This is a genomic window from Streptomyces sp. NEAU-174 (assembly GCF_052665095.1).
The window spans coordinates 189,123-210,234 of the sequence record NZ_JBQTCE010000003.1; the positions used below are offsets into that span (position 1 = coordinate 189,123).

21 protein-coding genes and 1 pseudogene are annotated in these 21,112 nt (G+C 70.3%); 4 read left to right on the top strand and 18 right to left on the bottom strand.

The window, feature by feature from the left end:
- Positions 1 to 30 precede the first annotated feature (30 nt).
- The 4 genes from ligA to ACT2CW_RS10225 all read right to left on the bottom strand — a co-directional run bounded on the left by ligA (position 31) and on the right by ACT2CW_RS10225 (position 4,747).
- On the bottom strand, positions 31 to 2,265 hold the full coding sequence (gene ligA, locus ACT2CW_RS10210; RefSeq protein WP_445516323.1) for an NAD-dependent DNA ligase LigA: 2,235 nt from the start codon (positions 2,263 to 2,265) through the stop codon (positions 31 to 33).
- Positions 2,266 to 2,280: 15 nt separating this feature from the next.
- Positions 2,281 to 3,297 (bottom strand): methionine synthase, encoded by a 1,017-nt coding sequence (locus ACT2CW_RS10215; RefSeq protein ID WP_164431693.1) that lies wholly within the window; start codon positions 3,295 to 3,297, stop codon positions 2,281 to 2,283.
- A gap of 153 nt (positions 3,298 to 3,450) precedes the next feature.
- Positions 3,451 to 4,140, bottom strand: coding sequence for an SDR family oxidoreductase (locus ACT2CW_RS10220; RefSeq protein ID WP_445516324.1), 690 nt, complete (start codon positions 4,138 to 4,140; stop codon positions 3,451 to 3,453).
- 163 nt (positions 4,141 to 4,303) lie between these two features.
- On the bottom strand, positions 4,304 to 4,747 hold the full coding sequence (locus tag ACT2CW_RS10225) for an ATP-binding protein (protein ID WP_445516325.1): 444 nt from the start codon (positions 4,745 to 4,747) through the stop codon (positions 4,304 to 4,306).
- Between ACT2CW_RS10225 and ACT2CW_RS10230 the strand changes: the two genes are divergently transcribed.
- Together ACT2CW_RS10230 and ACT2CW_RS10235 are read left to right on the top strand one after the other, a co-directional pair.
- Positions 4,746 to 5,498, top strand: a complete 753-nt coding sequence (locus ACT2CW_RS10230; RefSeq protein WP_445516326.1) for a DUF5753 domain-containing protein — start codon at positions 4,746 to 4,748, stop codon at positions 5,496 to 5,498. The genes ACT2CW_RS10225 and ACT2CW_RS10230 overlap by 2 nt on opposite strands.
- Positions 5,499 to 5,510: 12 nt before the next feature.
- Positions 5,511 to 5,708: a DUF397 domain-containing protein gene (locus ACT2CW_RS10235; RefSeq protein ID WP_445516327.1), complete on the top strand. Its 198-nt coding sequence runs from the start codon at positions 5,511 to 5,513 to the stop codon at positions 5,706 to 5,708.
- A gap of 26 nt (positions 5,709 to 5,734) precedes the next feature.
- On the opposite strand, the gene tgmC is transcribed toward ACT2CW_RS10235, so the two are convergent.
- The 9 genes from tgmC to ACT2CW_RS10280 all read right to left on the bottom strand — a co-directional run bounded on the left by tgmC (position 5,735) and on the right by ACT2CW_RS10280 (position 14,197).
- Positions 5,735 to 6,871 carry an ATP-grasp peptide maturase system methyltransferase gene (tgmC, locus tag ACT2CW_RS10240; protein WP_445516328.1) on the bottom strand — a complete coding sequence of 379 codons (1,137 nt, stop codon included), beginning with the start codon at positions 6,869 to 6,871 and terminating at the stop codon, positions 5,735 to 5,737.
- A complete protein-coding gene (locus ACT2CW_RS10245) occupies positions 6,861 to 7,067 on the bottom strand; it encodes a hypothetical protein (protein WP_445516682.1) in 207 nt (68 codons plus the stop codon). The genes tgmC and ACT2CW_RS10245 overlap by 11 nt, the downstream gene beginning before the upstream one ends.
- The gene (locus ACT2CW_RS10250) at positions 6,988 to 7,632 is read right to left on the bottom strand and encodes an MvdC/MvdD family ATP grasp protein (protein WP_445516329.1); all 645 of its coding nucleotides are present in this window, start codon (positions 7,630 to 7,632) and stop codon (positions 6,988 to 6,990) included. The genes ACT2CW_RS10245 and ACT2CW_RS10250 overlap by 80 nt, the downstream gene beginning before the upstream one ends.
- Positions 7,633 to 7,664: 32 nt before the next feature.
- A complete protein-coding gene (gene tgmA, locus ACT2CW_RS10255; protein ID WP_445516330.1) occupies positions 7,665 to 7,907 on the bottom strand; it encodes a putative ATP-grasp-modified RiPP in 243 nt (80 codons plus the stop codon).
- Positions 7,908 to 8,018: 111 nt separating this feature from the next.
- The gene (locus tag ACT2CW_RS10260; RefSeq protein WP_201851012.1) at positions 8,019 to 8,546 is read right to left on the bottom strand and encodes an LOG family protein; all 528 of its coding nucleotides are present in this window, start codon (positions 8,544 to 8,546) and stop codon (positions 8,019 to 8,021) included.
- Between the two features lie 275 nt (positions 8,547 to 8,821).
- Complete coding sequence (locus tag ACT2CW_RS10265) at positions 8,822 to 10,054, bottom strand: glycosyltransferase (RefSeq protein WP_445516331.1); 1,233 nt, start codon at positions 10,052 to 10,054, stop codon at positions 8,822 to 8,824.
- A gap of 125 nt (positions 10,055 to 10,179) precedes the next feature.
- Positions 10,180 to 11,934, bottom strand: a complete 1,755-nt coding sequence (locus ACT2CW_RS10270; protein WP_445516332.1) for a glycine/sarcosine N-methyltransferase — start codon at positions 11,932 to 11,934, stop codon at positions 10,180 to 10,182.
- 129 nt (positions 11,935 to 12,063) lie between these two features.
- Positions 12,064 to 13,215, bottom strand: a complete 1,152-nt coding sequence (mnmA, locus tag ACT2CW_RS10275) for a tRNA 2-thiouridine(34) synthase MnmA (protein ID WP_445516333.1) — start codon at positions 13,213 to 13,215, stop codon at positions 12,064 to 12,066.
- A 70-nt stretch (positions 13,216 to 13,285) separates the two neighbouring features.
- The gene (locus ACT2CW_RS10280; protein WP_182470809.1) at positions 13,286 to 14,197 is read right to left on the bottom strand and encodes a TIGR03619 family F420-dependent LLM class oxidoreductase; all 912 of its coding nucleotides are present in this window, start codon (positions 14,195 to 14,197) and stop codon (positions 13,286 to 13,288) included.
- A gap of 195 nt (positions 14,198 to 14,392) precedes the next feature.
- Here ACT2CW_RS10280 and ACT2CW_RS10285 point away from each other — a divergent pair, with 195 nt between their 5' ends.
- Positions 14,393 to 15,067: an N-acetylmuramoyl-L-alanine amidase gene (locus ACT2CW_RS10285; protein ID WP_445516334.1), complete on the top strand. Its 675-nt coding sequence runs from the start codon at positions 14,393 to 14,395 to the stop codon at positions 15,065 to 15,067.
- 25 nt (positions 15,068 to 15,092) lie between these two features.
- On the opposite strand, the gene ACT2CW_RS10290 is transcribed toward ACT2CW_RS10285, so the two are convergent.
- Both ACT2CW_RS10290 and ACT2CW_RS10295 read right to left on the bottom strand, forming a co-directional pair.
- The gene (locus ACT2CW_RS10290; RefSeq protein ID WP_445516335.1) at positions 15,093 to 16,526 is read right to left on the bottom strand and encodes a hypothetical protein; all 1,434 of its coding nucleotides are present in this window, start codon (positions 16,524 to 16,526) and stop codon (positions 15,093 to 15,095) included.
- Positions 16,527 to 16,756: 230 nt separating this feature from the next.
- Positions 16,757 to 17,926, bottom strand: coding sequence for a cysteine desulfurase family protein (locus ACT2CW_RS10295; RefSeq protein WP_164431711.1), 1,170 nt, complete (start codon positions 17,924 to 17,926; stop codon positions 16,757 to 16,759).
- A gap of 120 nt (positions 17,927 to 18,046) precedes the next feature.
- Between ACT2CW_RS10295 and ACT2CW_RS10300 the strand changes: the two genes are divergently transcribed.
- Positions 18,047 to 18,916, top strand: a complete 870-nt coding sequence (locus tag ACT2CW_RS10300; protein WP_445516336.1) for an alpha/beta fold hydrolase — start codon at positions 18,047 to 18,049, stop codon at positions 18,914 to 18,916.
- Between the two features lie 125 nt (positions 18,917 to 19,041).
- Here the strand turns inward: ACT2CW_RS10300 and ACT2CW_RS10305 are convergent, their stop codons facing one another.
- The 3 genes and pseudogenes from ACT2CW_RS10305 to ACT2CW_RS10315 form a co-directional block, all read right to left on the bottom strand.
- A complete protein-coding gene (locus ACT2CW_RS10305; RefSeq protein WP_445516337.1) occupies positions 19,042 to 19,935 on the bottom strand; it encodes an SRPBCC family protein in 894 nt (297 codons plus the stop codon).
- Between the two features lie 95 nt (positions 19,936 to 20,030).
- Positions 20,031 to 20,342 (bottom strand): annotated as a pseudogene (locus tag ACT2CW_RS10310) (ArsR/SmtB family transcription factor); the annotation flags it as partial.
- Between the two features lie 71 nt (positions 20,343 to 20,413).
- Positions 20,414 to 21,073, bottom strand: coding sequence for a trimeric intracellular cation channel family protein (locus tag ACT2CW_RS10315; RefSeq protein ID WP_086885102.1), 660 nt, complete (start codon positions 21,071 to 21,073; stop codon positions 20,414 to 20,416).
- Between the last annotated feature and the right edge of the window lie 39 nt (positions 21,074 to 21,112).

The following is a 21,112-nucleotide window of genomic DNA, read 5'->3' on the forward strand; positions in this document are numbered from 1 at the left end:
CTCCAACCGCCGCTCCACCGGCCATCCGTGCTACTCGGCGGACTCTTCCGCGGACTCTTCACCGGGCTCTTCACCGGACTCTTCCGGGGGCGTCAACGCGACCTCTCTCGCCGCGTCGGGACCCTGTTCGAGCAGGACGCCAAATCCGTCCTCATCGAGTACGGGAACCTTCACCTGCATGGCCTTGTCGTACTTCGAGCCCGGATTGTCGCCGACTACTACGAAATCGGTCTTTTTCGAAACCGATCCGGTGACTTTGGCACCACGGCTCTGTAGTGCCTCCTTGGCCCCATCCCGGGTGTACGACTGAAGCGTTCCGGTGACGACGACGGTGAGGCCCGCCAGCGGACGAGGGCCTTCCTCCTCACCGCCCTCCTCCTCCAGCCGGACCCCGGCCCGCCGCCATTTCTCGACGATCTCGCGGTGCCAGTCCACCGCGAACCACTCCTTGAGCGAGGCGGCGATGGTCGGCCCGACCCCCTCCACGGCCGCCAGCTCCTCCTCGTCCGCCTCGGCGATCCGGTCCAGCGAGCGGAATTCCCGGGCCAGCGCGGTGGCGGCCACGGGGCCGACATGACGGATCGAAAGTCCGGTGATGATCCGGGCCAGCGGACGCTCCTTGGCCGCTTCGATATTGGCCAGCATCGCCAGGGCGTTCTTCTTCGCCTCGCCCTTCTGGGTGGCGAAGAAGGTGACGACCTTCTCCTCACCGGTCTCCGGATCACGCTTGGGCAGTCCGCTGTCCGGGTCCAGGACATACGACCGAATGGGCAGCAGTTGTTCGATCTTCAGGTCGAACAGATCGCCCTCGTCCTTCAGCGGCGGTTCGGCGGGTTCCAGCGGCTGGGTGAGGGCGGCCGCGGCGACATAGCCGAGGTTCTCGATGTCCAGGGATTTCCGCCCGGCGAGATAGAAAATCCGCTCGCGCAGCTGCGCCGGGCAGGACCGGCCGTTGGGACACCGCAGATCGACATCGCCCTCCTTGGCGGGCTGAAGCGGTGTATCGCACTCGGGGCAGGCGGCCGGCATCACGAATTCCCGTTCGCTGCCGTCCCGCAGATCGACGACCGGGCCCAGGATTTCCGGAATGACATCGCCCGCTTTGCGGAGCACCACGGTGTCACCGATCAGCACACCTTTGGCCTTGACCACATCCTGGTTGTGCAGCGTCGCGAATTCGACCTCCGAGCCCGCGACCGTGATCGGCTCGACCACCGCATAAGGCGTCACCCGCCCCGTGCGCCCCACGCCCACCCGGATGTCCACCAGCTTGGTGTTGACCTCCTCGGGCGGGAACTTCCAGGCGATCGCCCAGCGCGGCGCCCGCGAGGTGGAGCCCAGCCGCCCCTGGAGCGGGATCTCGTCCAGCTTGACGACCGCGCCGTCGATCTCGTGCTCCACCGAGTGCCGGTGCTCGCTCTGGCCGTAGTACGCGATGTACTCGCGCACGCCCTCGATCGAGTCGACCACCTTGAAGTGGGCGGCGGTGGGCAGCCCCCACTCGTGCAGCAGCTCATACGCCTGCGACAGCCGGTCGATGTCGAAGCCCTCGCGCGCCCCGATGCCGTGCACCACCATGTCCAGCGGCCGGGACGCGGTGATCTTCGGGTCCTTCTGGCGCAGCGAACCCGCCGCCGCGTTCCGGGGGTTGGCGAAGGGCGGCTTGCCCGCCTCCACCAGCCCGGCGTTCAGCTCCTCGAACCGCTCGCGGGGCAGGAAGACCTCGCCGCGCACCTCCACCAGCGCCGGGACGCGGTCGCCCGTCAGCCGGTTGGGGATCTTGGCGATCGTCCGCACATTGGGCGTGATGTCCTCGCCGGTACGGCCGTCGCCACGGGTCGCGGCGCGGGTCAGCCGCCCGTGCTCATAGGTGAGGTTGACCGCGAGGCCGTCCACCTTCAGCTCGCACAGGAAGTGGTACGAACCGCTGCCCAGCTCCTTGGCGATGCGGTCCGCCCAGCCGGCCAGCTCCTCGTCGTCAAAGGCGTTGTCCAGGCTGAGCATCCGCTCCCGGTGCGCGACCTCGGTGAACTCCGTCTCGTACGCCCCCGCGACCTTCTGGGTCGGCGAGTCGGGCGTACGGAGCGTGGGGTGCTCCTCCTCCAGCGCCTCCAGCTCGCGCATGAGCTTGTCGAACTCGGCGTCACTGACGACCGGCGCGTCCTTCACGTAGTACCGGAAGCGGTGCTCCTCGATCTGCTCAGCGAGCCTGGCGTGCCTCTCCCGCACCTCGGCGGGGACCTTCGACTGCTGTTCGCCGGCCACCGTGTCGTCCTCCCGTTACTCAGGGTTGTCCGCGAGCGATCTCGCCGCCCGGACGCAGTGGGCCAGCGCGGCGCGGGCGTACCCGGGCGAGGCGCCCGCGAGCCCGCACGACGGGGTGACCACCACCGACTCCGCGAGAGTCGCCGGTGCCAGCCCCAGCCTGCGCCACAGCGTCCTGACACCCCCGACGCTACCGGCAGGGTCCGACAATGGGGTGTCCGTGCCGGGTACCGCGCCGATGAGGAGTGCCGTACCGCCTTCCACGGCTTCCCCGATCGCCTCCTCCTCACCCTCCGTGAGCAGCGACAGATCGAAGGAGATCCCCGCGACGCCCGCGCGCCGCAGCAGCCCGAACGGCACGGCCGGCGCGCACGAGTGCACCACCACCGGCCCGTCGGCCGCCTCCACCAGGGTCCGCAGCGCGCCCTCGACCACGCCCCGGTCCACGGCGGCGTGGGTGCGGTAGCCGCTGGCCGTACGGACGCTCCCGCGCAGCACCGACGTCAGCGACGGCTCGTCGAGCTGGAGCACCACCTCGGCGCCCGGCACCCGGCGGCGCACCTCCGCCAGATGGGCGCGCACGCCCTCGGCGAGCGATGCCGTCAGGTCCCGGCAGGCGCCCGGGTCGCTCAGCGCGGCCTCGCCCCCGCGCAGTTCGAGGGCGGCGGCCAGGGTCCAGGGCCCCACGGCCGACACCTTGAGCGCGCCCTGGTGCCCCTGGGTGAACTCCTCCAGCGCGTCCAGGTCCTCGCCCAGCCAGGAGCGGGCCCGGCGGGTGTCCCGGCCCGGCCGGTCGCTGATCCGCCAGCCGCTGGGCTCGACATGCGCGTAGAGCTCGGCCAGCATTCCGGCGGTGCGCCCGATCATGTCCGCGCCGGGGCCGCGCGCGGGCAGCTCCGGGAGGTACGGCAGGGCCTCCAGCGAGCCGGTGACGGTCTTCGCGGCCTCCCGCGCGTCGCCGCCCGGCATCGACCCGACGCCGCTGGCGGTCCCGGGGGGCCATGGGTGGGTGGTGGTGGTCTTGTCGCTCACGTAAGCGCTCCGCTGGAAACGTTGGTATGCCGTCGGTCGTCTGCGGCAACATTGTGGCTGGTCGCGCCCACGCGGCGGAGCCGCACATCGACACAGCCCCGCGCCCCTGCGGGGCGCACCCGAACCGCGGCCGACCTCCGCCGCCGGGATGACTCAGCCGCGGGGGCGGACCTGGAGGTCGGTGATCTCGGCGTCGGGCGGCAGGTCGAGGGCGGTCAGGATGGTCGTCGCCACGGTCTCGGGCGCGATCCAGCGCTCCGCGTCGTACTCCTTGCCCTCCTGCTGGTGCACCTTCACCTGCATCGGGGTGGCCGTGCGCCCCGGGTAGACCGTGGTCACCCGGACGCCGTTGCCGCTCTCCTCCCAGCGCAGCGCGTCGGCCAGCGCCTTGAGCCCGTGCTTGCTGGCGGCGTACGCGGCCCACTGGGCGTTGGCGCGCAGCCCGGCGCCGGAGTTGACGAAGACGACATGCCCCTGGGCCAGCCGCAGCTGCGGCAGCAGCAGGCGGGTCAGCTCGGCGGGCGCCACGAGGTTGGCGGCGAGCTGGCGGTTCCACGCCTTCGGGGTCAGCTCCCCGACCTCGCCCAGGTCGACCACTCCGGCGATGTGCAGCAGCGAGTCCAGCCGGTCGGGCAGCGTCTGATGGCCCAGCGCCCAGGACAGCCGGTCCGGGTCGGACAGGTCGCCGACGACCGTCCGCACCCCCGGGAACCGCTCCGCCAGCTCCTTCGCCCGCCCGGCGTCCCGCGCGAGCAGCCACAGCTCGTCGCCGCGCTCGGCCAGCCGCTCGGTGACCGCCGCGCCGATGCCCGAGCCTGCCCCAGTGATCAGATGCGTTCCCATGCTCCCCAGCTTGCCTCACCGCCGGAGGCGCCCCGACGACGGTCCCGACCGATGGCGGTCCCGGCTTGGCGCGATCCCATGCCCGAAACCCGTGCGGACTTCCCGCTGAGCGCTCCCATCCTGTAACGGGCGCGGCGCTCGCCGTAACGGGACTCGCGGAAGATCAGGCGGCGAGGGCCGGAGCCGGAGCCGGCGGCGGCCCACCCCAGGACAACTCGAACCACAAAGTCTTGCCGCCGAGCCCGAACGGCTCTTCTCCGATGGCACAGCCACCCCAGCGGTCGGCGAGGATGTCGAGGATGAACAGACCGCGCCTGTTCTCCAGCTCGGTCGACGCCGAGTCTGCCGACGCCTTCAATGGATCGGGCAGTTCGGGGTTGGTGTCCGAGACACTGACGCGAAGGACGGGGTGCAGCCAGAGCAGGCGCACGGAGGCGTGGTTGTCGGAGTAGCGGACGGAGTTGGTGGTCAGCTCCGACGTCAACAGCGCGGCCAGCTCGACGAGTTCGCGCAAGCCGTGCGCTGTCAGTACGGCGCGCAGGGTGGCCCGGACGACCCCCGGGCCGCGCGGATCGCGAGGGAAGCGGATCCAGCAAGCCGCCGCCATGCTCGGCGCCGACCGGACAATGATCTCCAACGTGGAGGCCGCCCGGACGAGACTGAGCGAAGAACGGGTACGCCAACTGGCCTGCAACTACGGATGCGCCGATGAAGCACTCGTCGAGGCATTGGCCTCTATGACAGGCAGCCGCCGGAACGAGCACTGGTGGCAGGAGTACAAGGGGAAGCTGCCGGACGGTTTCCTGGACATCTCTGAAATCGAGCACTACGCCACACGCATCCGCACGGCACAGACGGCGCACCTTCCTGGACTGTTGCAGACCGAAGATCACGCACGAGCACTCTTCGATCTCGTAGTGCCCAAACTGCCGCGCCTGGAGATCGAGCTACGCGTCGCGCACCGTCTTGCCCGTCAAGGCATTCTCGACGGGGAGCATCCCACCCCGTACGTTGGCATCATCCACGAAGCGGCGCTACGGATGCAGTTCGGCGGGCCGGAAGTGGCCCGGTCACAGCTTGAGTACCTGGCCGACTCTGCCGACCGCGACAACATTACGCTGCTGGTCATCCCGTTCAGCGCGGGCAGCTTTCACGGCGCTGGGCAGTCCGTCCTCTACGCGGAGGGGGCCGTCCCTCCGCTCGACACGGTGCAACTGGATTCGGCGTACGGGCCCCACTTCATTGACTCCCCCACGCCAATCGCCAACTATCGTGCACTGCTTGACCTGATGGAGGGATCCGCGCTCCGTGCCGACGAGTCGCAGAAGCTCATCCGCTCCATCGCCCGTGAGATGTGAGAGGAGCCATCAGTGCACGAGCACACCTGGCAGCGGTCATCCTTCTGTGGCGGCGGCGGCAACAACTGCATAGAGGTCGCCGCCGACGACAGTGACATAGCCATCCGGGAGAGTTCGGAACCCAGCGCCATTCTCCATACCGACAGGATCGCGCTCCGCACGTTCATCTCCGGTGTTAAGCGTGGGCACTTTGACCGGTTGCTGAACTGACACGCTTTTGTCGGAGTGTGCGACGGTCAGACGGGGAGCTGCCAATTCGGCCCCTCCGGTGAGCCAATCCATACGGTCTGTTCGAAGGGCGTGGCGGTCATCCCGAACTCCGTCATGTCCGGCGCTCCCACGCCCCGCCAGCGCAGAAGAGCCTGTTCCACCTGGTCCCAGAGGCGGAGTGGCCCGTGCTGGTGCACGGTCCACCCCTCACCTTCGGGTTCCGTCCACGCCTGTGAGCCGGTCGCTACATCACGGAGGATGACGCCCGAGCCGGTGGTCATCAGCTCGGCTGAGGGTGCCGCGAGCTGGGCGACGAACCGTCCCGCCCACTCCTCCAGGAGCCCAGGGTCCAGGCGCGTACGACGTGTGTCGCCGTCCAGTCGGAAGAAGGACGGGGACGGCGGCCGTTCGTGGGGGCGGGCAAGCATATAGGTGATGGTGTCGCCGGTGAACCGACCATGGGCGGTTCCCTCGTCGTCGAGGACGAGACGGATCATTCCGGCGGCGAGCATCCAGCCGCAGATGGTGGTGGTGATTGATCCGCCGTCGTTGAGTTGCCAGAACCATGAGTGCGGGATGGACCGGACGGAGCAGGTGGCGACGATCGCGTCGTAGTCGGCGTGCTCCTTGCACCCTTTGAGGCCGTCTCCGACCGCGAGCGTCGGCGTATATCCGGCCTCGCCCAGGTGCGCGGCGGCCCTTGCGGCCAGGACGGAGTCGTACTCGATGCTGACGACGTTCCCGGCCCCGAGCCGGTGGCACAGGACGGCGGTGGAGTAGCCGGTGCCGGTGCCCACTTCGAGCACCTTCTGACCGGGGCGGAGATCTGCCACCTGGGCGGTGCGAACCACCAGAGAAGGGAGCGTTGCCGAGGACGTGGGACTGCCGGAGACAGGGCCCGTGGCGTCCGCGGCGTCCTTCTCCTGGACCTGGGTGACCCACGTCTGGTCGGAGTAGATCATCCGCAGCCACTCGTCCTCCCCAGTCTCGGCCCGGTGTACGGGTTCCCATCCGGTGCCGGTGGGGCGGAAGGCCACGGTGCCGAGGAACAGCTCGCGAGGGACAGCCGCGACCGCGTCTCGCCACCCGGGGTCAAGGGCGGGATTGGCGGCGGCAATCTCCTCGGCCAGGGCGAGGCGGAGTGCGGCGGGGTCAGCGGGCACGGGGTTCTCCTGCGTGCTGGAGCTGGTCGGCGACGGCGGTAATGATCTTGCCGGTGATTGGTTCAGGGAACCACGCGTATTGGCCATTTGGGTTGCACTCGTACAGCCAGATTCGGTCATCCCGGTCTACGCCGAAATCGAAGACTCCGAAGACCAGCCCGAAGGCATCCACATACTGGCGTACCCGCTTGGTCAATTCCGGTGGCGTATCGATGAGCGAGTACGACAGAACGTCGTAGTGGCGTCGCCAGTCCAGGCCCGGCGAACCGTCGGTAGTCCGTGCTGCGCAGGGGCTTATAGATGACGGGGCCGTAGTCGCGGGCGAACTCCCTGGCGGCGGTCTCGTCGTTCGTGAGAAGAGTCGGCGGGATATCGAAACCGCAACGCGCTGCGGTAGCGAGCTGGGCGGGCTTGTACTCGGCGTCCCGGTTCCGCCACGGGTGGTTCACGTAGTACGCGTCAGGGAGGGAAGCGAGGATGCCCCCGAGACCGTAGCGAGCCTCTTCTCGGCACCAGCGGGCGTCCTGGTCACCCAACCCGGAGGGGGCTGTGTAGGGGCGCGGTCGGCGCCAGTACACGGATCGAACCCGGTCAAAATCGGTGACTCGGGTTCGAGTCCGTGCGTTTCCGCGCAACCCGTCGTTGTCCAGGCGGGCCACGAGGGAGATGTCCGTGGGGAAATCGCCCGGGTCCAGGCGTATGACCGGGACCCGGCGCTTGTTCAGTTCCTCGATGACGGAATCGGCAGTTACGTCATCCACCTGCGAGACAACGAGGACAGGACCGATTGGCGTCAATCCGTGTCGCCTTCCTGATCGCTGCCTTGATCCGGGTTGCCGTCCAGACTTGTCTTGGTCTGGGTTTCCTTGCCCGTCTCGGACCTCTTGTGTTTACCCGTAAGGGGCAGGCCCAGACCCTCCGAGCCGACCCATCGACCGGTCTGCGTCTCCGGGTCGAGGACGACCTCCGCAGCGGGAAGGACCACTGCTTCGGGGTAGGGCCTCATACGGGTCAGACCCCACGGCTCCGCTGCCATGCTCACTTCCACCTCCGGACACCGCTGATCTCCGGCGCACAGTGTGTCGCCTTGCTCTCGCGCTTCGGTGGAGGGCATTTCAGCGGATGCGTGTCTCCAGCGGCACCCGCGTCAGACGGACTCCAGATACGTCATGGCCTCCGCCCCGTTCTCCGCGAAGAAGACCAGCTCGCTCAGCGGCCGGGGCAGGAATCCCTCCTCCTCCATCCGCTGGAACTGCTGCTTCAGGCCGTCGTAGAACCCCGCCGCGTTGAGCAGCACCACCGGCTTGATGTGCAGCCCGTGCTTCTTGAGCTCCAGGATCTCGGTGGCCTCGTCCAGCGTTCCGGTGCCGCCGACCATGATCACGACGGCGTCGGCGCGGGCGAGCAGCTGGGCTTTGCGCTCGGCGAGGTCCTTGGCGATCACCATCTCGTCGGCGTTCTCCCGGGCCTTGGCGGCGAGGAACTCCACCGAGATCCCGACCAGCCGCCCGCCGTGCTCCTGCACCCCGTCCGCCATCACCTTCATCAGCCCGACGTCGGATCCGCCCCAGACCAGGGTGTGCCCGCCCTTGCCGATCAGTTCGGCGAACTCGCGGGCGGGGGCGGTGTATCGGTCGTCGAGGTCGGCGGCGGAGCAGAAGACGCAGATATTCATGCGCGTCACTCTACGAGCCGGGTCGGACACCCCCGCCGCCGCGCGCTGCGGGTCGCGCCGTGCGGCGGATCTTTCCCCTCCCCGCCCCTTCCCGCAGCATCGATTTGCGGCTCCGCCGCGTGGCATGGGCTCCACCCCTGGACCCCGTGCCCCGGGGGCCAAGCCCCTGCCACGCGACGCAGTCGCATACCGATGCTGCGGGCAGGGGCGGAGCCCCGGTTTCGGGGCCTGCCTCAGGTTTCGGCGCCCGGAGCGCCCTGTCGCCACGCCCGGCCTTATCCCCTCCCCATCGCCCCGATATGGGCCAGCACCGCCTCCGCGCCGTCCTCCACACCCATCGCGTCCGCGAGCTCGGCCGCCCGGTGGCGGAGGGCGGGGGCGGTCAGGCAGGTCGTGATCGCCGCGCCGAGGGATTCGGCGGTGAGGTCGGCGAGGGGCAGCGGACGGGGGGCGACGCCGAGGTGGTGGAGGCGCGTTGCCCAGAACGGCTGGTCGGCCATGGCGGGCACCGCCACCGCGGGGACCCCGGCGCGCAGTCCGGCCGCGGTGGTGCCCGCTCCGGCGTGGTGGACGACGGCGGCCGTGCGCGGGAACAGCCAGTCGTGCGGAAGGTCGCCGACCGCCAGGACGTCGTCCCCGGCCGCCGTCAGCCCGGCCCACCCCGCCTGCACCACCGCGCGCACCCCCGCCCGTGCCACCGCCGCCGTCACCAGCTCGCCCAGCCGCTCCCCCTCGCCCGGCGCCATGCTGCCGAACCCGATGAACACCGGTGGCGGACCGGCCTGGAGGAAGTCGGTCAGCTCGGCCGGGGGCCGCCAGTCCCGGGGCCGGGCGGGCCACCAGTAGCCCGCGACCTCGACCCCGGACGGCCAGTCCGCCGGACGCGGTACGACCAGCGGGCTGAAGCCATGGAAGACCGGCCGGAGGTCCGCTCCCGTCGTCTGTGAGGTGGCCGCCCGCGAAGTGGCGGGTGGCAGGCCGAGCCGGGTGCGCAGGCCCGCCACGGCGTCCGCCTGGAGGGCCGCGGCGTCCGCCAACAGCCGTTGCCCCGCCGCCAGATTGCCCTCCGGCCCGAGGTCTTCGGCGTCCGTGGCACCGGCCAGCGGGAACTCCCGCGTGGGACAGGCCGGTGCGAGAAAGGTGCCGATGACGGGGGTGCCGGACGCCTCACCGGCCACCCGGCTGAGTGCCGCCGGGCCGAACGCGGTGAGCACCAGGTCGGCCCCGTCCGCCACGGCCGCCGCCACTCCGTCGGCGAGCCGGTCCAGGAACGCCGCCATCGCCGCCCGCGCCTCGTCCCAGGAGGCCGCCCGCGCCCTGGCGCGGATCAACTCCCGTGGATCGCCCGGCAACGGCCGGTGGTCCAGGCCGCATCCGTCGATGAGCCCGGCGAAGGGCGGGTGCGCGGCCACGGTCACCTCATGGCCGGCCTCCAGCAGACGCCGCCCCAGGCCCGTGTACGGAGCGACGTCCCCGCGCGAACCGGCAGTCACGATCAGAATCCGCATGTGCTGATCCTCCTCGCCCGAGTGTCGGACGAGAAAGCCCCCCGGCCCCGGGTGGCCGGTAGCGGGTGTCGAACCCGCCACCGGCCACCCCATGGGGTCAGGCGTCGGCGATCAGGGACCGGGGATCAGCGGGTGAAGTGGAAGATGCCCCAGGTCACATGGCGGTTTCTGCCGCCCTCGACCCAGTTGCTCAGCCCCTTCTTCATATGGGTGAGGTAGTCGGCGCTGACCTGCTCCGTCAGACCGTTCGCCTCCTGGCGCCGGGTTTCCTCCAGGACCCGGGCGTAGTGGGTGATCAGCTGCTCGCGGTGCTCCTGGAAGCCGCCGCCGACCTCGATGAAGCCGAGCCGCGCCAGTTCATGGCGGTAGAACTCGGGCGACCCCATGGTCTCCAGATGGATGCGATCCAGGATGGGGCGGAGGGTTTCGGCGGGGCAGCCGTCGGCCGCCATGGGGTCGGTGAAGATGAGGTGACCGCCGGGGCGCAGCACGCGGGCGGCCTCCTCCAGGGGGCGGGCCCGGTTGCCGCTGTGCAGGAACGCGTCCTGGGACCAGACGACGTCGACGCTGTCGTCCGGCAGCGGGATGGACTCGAAGGAGCCGTCCATCACCTCGATGGCCTCGGTCAGCCCGCGCTCGGCGTTCAGCGCGCGATGCCGCTCGTTCTCCACCTCGCTGAGGTTGAGCGCCTTGACGCGGCAGCCGTACGTCTCGGCCAGATAGCGCGCCGAGCCGCCGAAGCCCGCTCCGAGGTCGAGGACGACGGAGGACTCGGTGAGGTCCAGCTGCCCGGCCATACGGGCCACGGTGCGCCTGCTGGCCTCGGCGATCGGCTCGTCGGGCCGGTCGTAGATGCCGATGTGGATGTCCTCGCCGCCCCAGACACTCCAGTAGAAGGCGTCGGCGTCCGCGGAGTTGTAGTAGTCGCGGGCGGTGCCCACGGCTCCCGAATACTCCCCGTTCGCCGTGACCGAACCGATCGGCCCGACCGGCGCCTCCGTCGTGCGGTATTCCTTCTCCGCGACGTGAATGAAGAAGTCGGGCCGCTCCTCCCGGTAGGTGTGCTGGAAGTCGCCGTAGGTCTCGATCCGCTGGAAGCCGACCTCCTCCATCAGCCTGCGCGTGTAGTCCTTGCGCAGCGGAAACATGTTGAGGTGGTAGACGGATTCGTCGGGGAAGCTGTAGCGCATGCGCACCAGCCCCTCGTCCACGTACTCCGGTTCGACGGCGACGTCTTCTCCGCAGTAGTAGTACACATGCTTGCTGCTGTAGCCGCGATCGAGGATCGCGTCGTAGTTGCGGTGATCCAGGATCAGGATTCCGTCGTGCTTGAGCATGGCGTAGAACTCCGCCAGCGCCTTGCGCCGGTCACGCTCGGAGAACAGATGCGTGAAGGAGTTCCCGAGGCAGACGATGGCGTCGTACTCGCCGTGGGCGTCGCGGTTGAGCCAGCGCCAGTCGGCCTGGACGACGCGGAGGATGTGGTCACCGTGCTTGAGCCCGTTGGAGAATGCCTGGGCGAGCATCTCGGCACTGCCGTCGGCGCTCACGGCCTCGAATCCGGCCTCGAGCAGCCTGACCGAGTGGAAGCCGGTCCCGGTGGCCACGTCCAGGACCTTCTTGACGCCGCGCTCGCGCAGCAGGTCGATGAAGAACGTGCCCTCGCTGTCCGCCCTCCGGTCCCAGTCGATCAGCGAGTCCCACTTTTCGACGAAGCTGGGTACGTACTCCTCTGTGTAGTGATCAGTGTCCCTGACATCAACTGGATTGTCGCCAAATTTCTGTACAGGTTGCGCAGAAATAACGGAACCTCCGGTGCTGAGACAGCGGACCACGGCACCCGTGTCCGCGGGGCGCATTCCCAGATTCACGTGGCGCATGCCACCGGAATGGCCGGGCCCACGTTAAATTCAGAGAAACTGATCGCACCAAACGGAGATCAACCACCCAATCCTGACTTTTGGCTTCTTTTTCACCAAAAGCGGATATCCACCCGGAGGGCCCGGGGTCTACGAGGCGACCGGCTGGGCCCGCTCGGTCGCGGCGATGGTCGCGGAGCCGACCACCCGGGTGCCGTCGTAGAGCACGATCGCCTGCCCGGGCGCCACGCCCCGCACCGGCTCGGTGAAGGTCACCCGCAGCTCGGTTTCCCCGATTCGCTCGGCCATCACCTCGGTTTCGCCACCATGTGCGCGCAGCTGGGCGGTGTACGTGCCCGGGCCCATCGGAGGGGCCCCGCACCAGCGCGGCTTGATGGCGGTGAGGGCGGCCACGTCCAGGGCCTCGACGGGGCCGACCGTGACCGTGTTGTCCACCGGGGAGATGTCCAGCACATAGCGCGGCTTGCCGTCGGGCGCCGGATGGCCGATGCGCAGCCCCTTGCGCTGGCCGATGGTGAAGCCGTACGCGCCCTCGTGGGTGCCCAGCCGGTGCCCGTCCTCGTCGACGATGTCGCCCTCGGCCCTGCCGAGGTGCCGGGCCAGGAAACCCTGGGTGTCGCCGTCGGCGATGAAGCAGATGTCATGGCTGTCGGGCTTCTTGGCCACGGCCAGGCCCCGCCGCTCCGCCTCCGCGCGGATCTCGTCCTTGGTGGTCAGGGTGTCGCCGAGGGGGAACATCGCATGGGCGAGCTGGCGCTCGTCGAGCACACCGAGGACATAGGACTGGTCCTTGGCCATGTCGCTGGCGCGGTGCAGCTCGCGCGAGCCGTCCTCGCGCTCCACGACCGTGGCGTAGTGGCCGGTGCAGACGGCGTCGAAGCCGAGGGCGAGCGCCTTGTCCAGCAGCGCGGCGAACTTGATCTTCTCGTTGCAGCGCAGACACGGATTGGGGGTGCGGCCCGCCTCGTACTCGGCGATGAAGTCCTCGACCACGTCCTCACGGAAGCGCTCGGCGAGGTCCCACACATAGAAGGGGATCCCGATCACATCGGCGGCCCGCCGGGCGTCCCGCGAGTCCTCGATGGTGCAACAGCCACGGGCGCCGGTGCGGAACGACTGCGGGTTGGCGGAGAGCGCGAGATGGACACCGGTCACATCGTGGCCCGCCTCGGCCGCCCGCGCGGCGGCGACCGCGGAGTCCACACCGCCGGACATGGCGGCGAGGACGCGCAGCCGACGGCCGTCGCGGGGACCTGTGGGCGCACCGGGGAAGTCAGTCATAACCCGGCCAGCATAAGTCGGCACGTACGCAACGGCTAAATGGGCAGGGAGCGGCCGGCCACCGCCCCGCTCAGCTCGCCCGCGCCCGCTCCAGCACCCGCTGGACGAGGTCCAGGGCCTGGTCGGCGTCCTTGCCGAGGTAGATCAGGTCGACGAAGGCGTGCTGGATGCCCGCCTCCCGCTCGGCCCGGACCAGGGTCGTCGCGATGTCGTCCACGGAGGCGTCGGCGCTGGGGTTGACGCGCAGGATCGCGTCGAACGCGGCCGGGTCCCGGCCCTCCCGCTCGACCGCTTCGCGCACCCCGGGCAGCCGCTCGGCGAGGTCGGCGACGGGGTCGGGCGCTCCGGACGCGGCGGGGACGACCGCGATGGGCAGCCAGCCGTCGGCGCGCCGGGCCACCCGGCGCATGGCCGCGGGCGCGAAGGCGGCGAGGTAGACGGGCGGGCGGGGGCGCGAGGCCGGTTTGAGGTCCACATGGGAGGCGGGCACGGTCCAGTGGTCCCCGCGGTACTCGACCGGGTTCCTGGTCCACCAGGCGTCCAGGGCGTCGAGGCATTCGTCGAGGCGACGGCCGCGCTCGGCCATGGGGACGTCCACCGCCTCGTACTCCTCGGGCGACCAGCCGGTGCCGAGCCCGACCAGCAGTCGGCCCGCGCTCAGCAGATCGACGGTGGTGAGGGAGCGGGCGAGCAGCGCGGGCGGGTACCAGGGGGCGTTGATGACATCGGTGCCGAGCCCGACCCGCTCGGTGGCCGCGGCGGCGGTGGCCAGCACCGCGAAGGGGTCGAGCGCGGCGCGGAATTCGGGCGGGATCACATCGGTGCCCGCGTAGCCGACGATCGGGTCGACCGGGGCGAGCAGGCGGTCCCCGACCCATAGGCTGTCCGCGCCGAGCTCCTCGGCCTGGCGCGCGAACCGCGCGATGTCCTCGGGGTGGTGGGCGAGCGGACCGAACTGGGGAAGGGCGAATCCGATGCGCATACCGTCAGCTCCTCATTGAGCGGATGGACACATTCCAGCGGGCACGTTCCACGGTACGGAAGCCTGGAGTCGGCTCAGAGACAGTTCAACGTTCATCTACCCGGACGGCCAGAGGGCCATCACCCGGAACGAAGGGTTCGCGCCATGATCCCGGCGGCCGGAACCGGACGCCCTCCCCCGCGCGTTGAGCGTTCCGTGAGCGAGACCACGACCGGCGGTGGACGCCGCGTCAACAGGCGCACCCTCCTGATCGGCGGCTCGGCGGCCGGTCTCGGCGCGGGTGTCGCGGCCTATGCCGCGCGGGACGAGCTGGCCCGGATGTGGTGGCGGCTGCCCGGTGTCGACAAGCCCCGCAAGGCGGGAGCGGTCGATCAGCCGGGCGCGGAGTGGATCCCGGCCTCGGGCGCGAACTGGCGGTGGGCGGACCGCCCGGACGACTACGTCATCGACCGGGTGGTGATCCATGTGGTCCAGGGCAGCTTCGACGACGCGGTGCGGGTCTTCAAGGACCCCGGACACCGCGCCGCGGCGCACTATGTGGTGCGCCGCGACGGGCATATCGCGCAGCTGGTCCGGGAGCTCGACGTGGCGTTCCACGCGGGCAACCGCTCGTACAACGAGCGCAGTATCGGCATCGAGCACGAGGGGTTCGTGAGCGAGCCGAGCTCGTTCACGGACGCGATGTACCGCGCCTCGGCACGGCTCACCGCCTCGATCTGCGAGCGGTACGACATCCCCCGGGACCGTGAGCACATCGTCGGCCATGTGGAGGTGCCGGGCACCGATCACACCGACCCCGGCCGCCACTGGGACTGGGACCGCTATATACGGCTGGTGCGAGCGGTGCGCGTGGCACGGGCGGCGAAGTGACGGATCTGGTTCAGGCGGACCTGGCTCAGGCTCCGAAGACGATGGCGAGCGGACGGGCCGAGCTGTCGGCGGTGGGCCTGGCAGCCTTGTTGTCGCCGATGTAGAGCTTCTTGCCCTTGTAGATCATGATGCACTCGCCGTAGGTGTCCATGTCGGACTCCACGTCCTTCATGTCGTCCGGGTGGGTCTGGAGCGTGTCCATCGCGAACGTCTTGGGATCGATGCGCACGACCCCGCCGGCCTCGCTGTACATGGAGCCCAGATAGGCGATCAGGGAGCCGTCGTCATCGGTCTGGACGGGGATCAGCGACCGGCTCTCCGCCATCTTCGTCTTCCCGGTCTCCTTGCCGGTCTTCAGGTTCAGACCGGAGATCCGCTCCCCCGGGCCACCGTGGTCCACGTCCACCTCCGAGGAGAGGTAGAGGGTGCTGCTCGCCTTGTCGAGGGCGAGTTCGGTGCAGCCCTCCACGCTCGTGGCCGGGCAGTTGGGCTGGTACCCCTTGGCCAGGACGTCGATCGTGCTGAGCAGCTTGCCCTGCTTGCCGCTGTCGTCGATGGTCAGGATGTCCGTGGTGCCGGTCCCGGCGTCCGAGTCGCCGGTGTCGACGGCCACGACGAGCGGCGCGGTGGAGATCACATGCGCGTACTCGACCTTCTCGTCCAGTTTGTAGCTGGACTTCACGTCGCGGGTCCTGGGGTCGACCGTCTGGACCTCCAGCCGCTTGGTGCTGGAGTCCCCGGTGTCGCAGCTCCGGATCGCGACGATCTTGTCATCGCCGCCCGCGTAGCCGTCGTCGTCGCAGTCCGCGAGGTACGCGGGCTTCCACAGCGGCTTGCCGTCGAGCGACCAGGCTCCCCCGCCGCCGGTGCCGCCCGCGGCCACGGTGCCACCGCCGATGGTGACCTCGTCGAACTGCACCCCGGCGTTGCCCTCGCTGTCCGACCCCTCCTTCTGCCAGACCAGCTCGCCCTTCTTCAGGTCGACAAGACCGACCTTGGTGCACAGGGCGTCCTCGCCCGCGCCGTCCCGGAACAGGATCGCGGTCAGACCGTCCTTGGTCATATGCGGGGAGGCCCAGCAGAGCTGTCCGCCGAGCGGAATCCGCCACTTGGACTTGGCGCCGTCGAGCGAGTAGCCGACGAGCTTGTTGACGTCGCCCTTCACAAAGGTCGAGTCCGTCACCCAGGTGCCCATGGTGTTGGCCTCCTTGCCGACCTTCGGCATGGCGACCTTGCCCAGCGTCTTCGCCTGGGCGCCCTTGGACGAGCCCCCGCTCTCGCCGCCGTCGTCATCCCCGGACCCGCAGCCGCTCACCAGGGCGGCCGCGAGGACCCCGCCCGCGATCAGCTTCAGTGCGGGCTTGGAGCGCCACCCCCGCGACGGCGGCCGCCGCACCCCCCGCGGCTGCGGGGGCTGGTGCGACGGCTGGTGGTGCGGCGGCAGCGAAGGCTGCGACATCGATGAACTCCTGGATTTCCCCGTGAAGAAAACCTGTGTGCGTATCCCGCATGACAGGTCTCATTGACGGGTAAATCCTTTCCCACGGCTCTCCGCCATTTCAAGCGGAGATTGATGTTCCGTAGGTTATGTGAAATGGCCGCAGGAACAATTCGAATTCCGTGGTGATGATGAGGCGGTCCGGGCGGGGGCCGTCGGCGCGGCCGTCAGCTGAGGCATCGGCGCGGCCGTCAGCTGAGCCCCGCCCCGCGCGCCCGTTCCACCGCCGGGCCGATCGCCTCCGCTACGGCCTCCACATCGGCCTTGGTCGAGGTGTGGCCGAACGAGAAGCGCAGGGTGCCCCGGGCCAGCTCGGGGTCGCTGCCCGTGGCCAGGACCACATGGCTGGGCTGGGCGACACCGGCCGTGCAGGCCGAGCCCGTCGAGCATTCGATGCCCTGCGCGTCCAGCAGCAGAAGCAGCGAATCGCCCTCGCAGCCGGGGAAGGAGAAGTGGGCATTGGCGGGGAGCCGGCCCGCCGGGTCGGGGTCGCCGCCGAGAACCGCGTCGGGCACGGCCGTACGGACGGCCGTGATCAGCGTGTCGCGCAGGGCGCCGATCTCACGGGCGAACTCCTCGCGATGCTCGGCGGCATGCGCACCGGCCACGGCGAAGGCGGCGATGGCCGGGGTGTCGAGCGTCCCGGAGCGCACCTGGCGCTCCTGGCCGCCGCCGTGCAGCACGGGCACGGGGGTGTGCTCACGGCCGAGGAGCAGCGCGCCGATGCCGTAGGGACCGCCTATCTTGTGGCCGCTCACGGTCATCGCGGCCAGCCCCGAGGCGGCGAAGTCGACCTCGGTCTGGCCGAACGCCTGGACCGCGTCGGCATGCAGCGGAACGCCGAATTCGGCGGCGGTGGCGGCGAGTTCATGGACCGGCTGGATGGTGCCGATCTCGTTGTTGGCCCACATGACGGTGGCGAGGGCGACGTCCGAGGGGTCGCGGGCGATCGCCTCGCGCAGCGCCTCGGGGTGGACCCGGCCGAGGGAGTCGACCGGCAGCCATTCGACCCGCGCGCCCTCGTGCTCGGCGAGCCAGTCGACCGCGTCGAGCACGGCGTGGTGCTCCACGGGGCTGGCGAGCAGCCGGACGCGGGCCGGGTCGGCGTCCCTGCGGGACCAGTAGAGCCCCTTGACCGCGAGATTGTCGGCCTCGGTCCCCCCGGCGGTGAAGACGACCTCGCTCGGGCGGGCGCCCAGCGAGGCGGCCAGGGATTCGCGCGACTCCTCGACGGTACGGCGGGCACGCCGGCCGGCGGCGTGCAGCGAGGAGGCGTTGCCCGTGGCGGCGAGCTGGGCGGTCATCGCCTGCACCGCCTCCGGGAGCATCGGAGTGGTGGCGGCGTGGTCGAGGTAAACCATGGTGGCCTCGATTCTACGAGGCGATGCGGGGCTGCGTACCGGGTGCACGGCCTGCGGATCTCTCATGGGTTCGCGAGGACCCCTCGACAGGGGCGGTAAGGAGTGTCTACGGTTTTACTCATGACAGACACTGGGTGGAAGACCGAGAAGACCGAATGGGACCTGGACCGCACCTGCCTCAGCTCCTCCGGCGAGGTCCGCTGGGCCGAGTTCGGCGCGCCGGACGCGCCCCCGGTCGTGCTGCTGCACGGCACGCCGTTCTCGTCGTACGTATGGCGGGGCGTCGCCCGTGCGCTGGCCGGCCGGTACCGGGTGTTCGTGTGGGACATGCCGGGCTATGGGGCCTCCGAGAAGCGGGCTGACCAGGACGTCTCGCTGGCCGCCCAGGGCCGGGTCTTCGGTGAGCTGCTCGAGGAGTGGGGGCTGACCGGGGAGGGGGCGGAACCGGCCGTCGTCGCCCATGACTTCGGCGGCTGCGTCGCCCTGCGCGCGCATCTGCTGCACGGCGCGAGGTATCGCCGGCTGGCGCTGGTCGATCCGGTGGCCCTTCCGCCCTTCGGCTCCGCCGCCTATCAGCTCTTCGGCGGTCACGCCGAGGTGTTCGAGCAGCTTCCACCGGCGCTGCACCGGGCACTGGTGCGGGAGTACATCGGGTCGACCGGCGGGCCGGGGCTGCACCCGGCGGTGTGGGAGCGGCTCGTCGAACCGTGGTGTGGTGAGTCGGGGCAGCCCGCGTTCTACCGGCAGATCGCGCAGAACGATCAGCGGTTCATCGATGAGATCGAGGGGCGGTACGCGGAGGTTGAGCCTCCGGTGCTGGTGTGCTGGGGCACGGAGGACGCGTGGATTCCGGTGGCGCATGCGGATGAGCTGGCCGCTCGGATTCCGGGGGCGCGGCTTCGGCTGATCGAGGGGGCGGGGCATCTGGTGCAGGAGGATGCGCCTGCGGAGCTCACGGCTGTGCTCGGCGGGTTCCTCGGCGAGGGCTGAGGGGGCGCCTACGGCGGTTGCTCCCCCACCCCGCCCCTTCCCGACACCTGACGATATGCGGCTCCGCCGCGTGGGAGGCTCCGCCCCAGACCCCGGTCCTCAAACGCCGGACGGGCTGGATTGGTTCATGTGCTCATGCGGAGCAATTCCGCGGCCAGTCGGCCGATGTGGTGGCGCCAGGAATTTTGGGCTTCGGTGCGCTCCGCGGCCGCGTCCGGCGGGCCCGTTTGGGTGAGGATGAGGCGGGCGCCGTGGCCGGTGCCTTCGGTGAGTTCCCAGCGGACCGTTCCGACGGGGTGGCCGCCGCGTTCCCAGTCGTAGGTGAGCACCCGGGGCGGGCGCGCCTCGGTGATCGGGCCCGCCGGGACCGCGTCCGTGCGGAAGCCCGGGGGGACCGGCGCCCCGGCCGCCGGTTCGGCGGTGGAGTCGGCGGTGGTGTCGGCGGCCGGGCCGGTCAGCGCCCGCCAGGCCGTCTCGGCGGGGCGGACCAGCTGGCGCTCGAAGCGCAGCCGCCAGCCGCCGTCCTCGGTGGTCTCCACCGTGCCCTCGGCGAGCCCGAACGCCTCGACGTACTGCTCGTGCAGCTCGGCCATGTCGCCGTGGGCCACCTCCTCACCGCCGAGCAGGGCCGCGAGACCCGTGATGCAGGCGTGCCAGCCGGAGGCGAAGCTGGCCGCGCCGAAGCGGTCGCCGAAGGTGTGGGTGAGGGTCAGCACGGAGCCGTCGCCCTCGGGGCGCAGCTCCCAGCGGAGCTCGTCCTCGCCCCAGGTGAAGGCGAAGACATGGGGCGGGTCGAGCTCGGTGACGACGCCGTCCATGTCCGGGCCCTCGCGCCCGGGGAAGACGAAGCCCATCCGGCCCCCGACCTCGAGCTCGACCTGGACCTCGGAGGGGAACCAGTGGGCGAGCTGGGCTGGCTCGGTGAGCGCCCGCCAGACCTTCTCCGGGGGGTGGGCGAGCCGGCGCTCCAGGCGCAGCGCCGAGCGGCCGCCGTCGGACTGGGCGAGGGTGTCTTTCATGGCGCTTCTCCGTCGGATGCGTCGGGTAGTGCGTCGAGGGGGGCGTCGGGGGGTGCGTCGCGTACGTCGTGTGGCTCGGGTTCGCCGGTCGTCCCGGGGAGCTCCGGCATCGTGTCCAGGTGTCGTTCGAGCGCGTCGAGACGGTCGGTCCACAGCCGACGGTACGGCGCCAGCCAGGCGTCCACCTCGGCGAGCGGCTCCGGGCAGAGCTCGTACCAGCGGCGCTGGGCGTCCCGGCGGACCCGCACCAGACCGGCCTCGCGCAGCACCCGCAGGTGCTTGGAGGTGCCCGGCTGGGTGAGCCCCAGGTGCTCGGTCAGCTCACCGACCAGGCGGGGCCGCTCCAGCAGGAGGTCCAGGATCTGCCGTCGACTCGGCTCCGCGAGCACATCGAACGGTATGGCCATGACCTCAACATAACGCCCCGGCTATATAACCGCAAGGGAATGCAAGCCCCCGGGTACGGAACGAGCACCCCTCAGGGCTCCTCCGTCGCCGTACTGCGCCGGTTCCACGCCCTCGGCGCCCGCCAGCCGAACCGCATCGCCGCCAGCCGCACCACAAACGCCACGGCGGCCGCGAGCGCGCTCGTGGCCGCCGTAAGGGCGTCGAAATGGAGCAGCAGGGCCGCTATCGAGGAGCCGACGATGGCCGGGACGGCGTACAGATCCCGGTCCCAGCGCAGCAGCGAGGGCGCCTCATGGGCGAGGAGGTCGCGCAGCACACCGCCGCCGACCGCCGTGGCCATGCCGAGGGTGACGGACGAGGTGAGGCCGAGCCCGAAGTCATGCGCCTTCATCGTGCCCTCGACGCAGAACAGCCCCAGCCCGGCCGCGTCGAAGACCCCGACCGCCGCCGTGATCCGCTCGACCTCGGGGTGGAGGAAGAAGACGATGCCGGTGGCGACGAGCGGGGTGAGGAAGTAGCCGAGGTCGGTGAAGGCGATGGGCGGCACCGCGCCGATCACCAGGTCACGGAAGACACCGCCGCCCAGCGCGGTGACCTCGGCGAGCACCGCCATGCCGAAGACATCGAAGTTCTTCCGCACGGCGAGCAGCGCGCCGGATATCGCGAAGACGAAGATCCCGGCGACTTCCAGGGCGTGCTGGACGGACGGGGTGAACAGTTCGATGGGCACGCGACATTGTTATCCGCGAAGGCCCACGGTCCCCGTCCG

Bases quoted from the DNA above. Each gene is read 5' to 3' on its own strand.
- ACT2CW_RS10220 (WP_445516324.1), bottom strand. From the start codon at position 4,140: ATGGGAACGCATCTGATCACTGGGGCAGGCTCGGGCATCGGCGCGGCG.
- ACT2CW_RS10230 (WP_445516326.1), top strand. From the start codon at position 4,746: ATGCTCGGCGCCGACCGGACAATGATCTCCAACGTGGAGGCCGCCCGG.
- ACT2CW_RS10225 (WP_445516325.1), bottom strand. From the start codon at position 4,747: ATGGCGGCGGCTTGCTGGATCCGCTTCCCTCGCGATCCGCGCGGCCCG.
- tgmA (WP_445516330.1), bottom strand. From the start codon at position 7,907: ATGGCAGCGGAGCCGTGGGGTCTGACCCGTATGAGGCCCTACCCCGAA.
- ACT2CW_RS10260 (WP_201851012.1), bottom strand. From the start codon at position 8,546: ATGAATATCTGCGTCTTCTGCTCCGCCGCCGACCTCGACGACCGATAC.
- ACT2CW_RS10265 (WP_445516331.1), bottom strand. From the start codon at position 10,054: ATGCGGATTCTGATCGTGACTGCCGGTTCGCGCGGGGACGTCGCTCCG.
- ACT2CW_RS10270 (WP_445516332.1), bottom strand. From the start codon at position 11,934: ATGCGCCACGTGAATCTGGGAATGCGCCCCGCGGACACGGGTGCCGTG.
- mnmA (WP_445516333.1), bottom strand. From the start codon at position 13,215: ATGACTGACTTCCCCGGTGCGCCCACAGGTCCCCGCGACGGCCGTCGG.
- ACT2CW_RS10280 (WP_182470809.1), bottom strand. From the start codon at position 14,197: ATGCGCATCGGATTCGCCCTTCCCCAGTTCGGTCCGCTCGCCCACCAC.
- ACT2CW_RS10290 (WP_445516335.1), bottom strand. From the start codon at position 16,526: ATGTCGCAGCCTTCGCTGCCGCCGCACCACCAGCCGTCGCACCAGCCC.
- ACT2CW_RS10295 (WP_164431711.1), bottom strand. From the start codon at position 17,926: ATGGTTTACCTCGACCACGCCGCCACCACTCCGATGCTCCCGGAGGCG.
- ACT2CW_RS10300 (WP_445516336.1), top strand. From the start codon at position 18,047: ATGACAGACACTGGGTGGAAGACCGAGAAGACCGAATGGGACCTGGAC.
- ACT2CW_RS10305 (WP_445516337.1), bottom strand. From the start codon at position 19,935: ATGAAAGACACCCTCGCCCAGTCCGACGGCGGCCGCTCGGCGCTGCGC.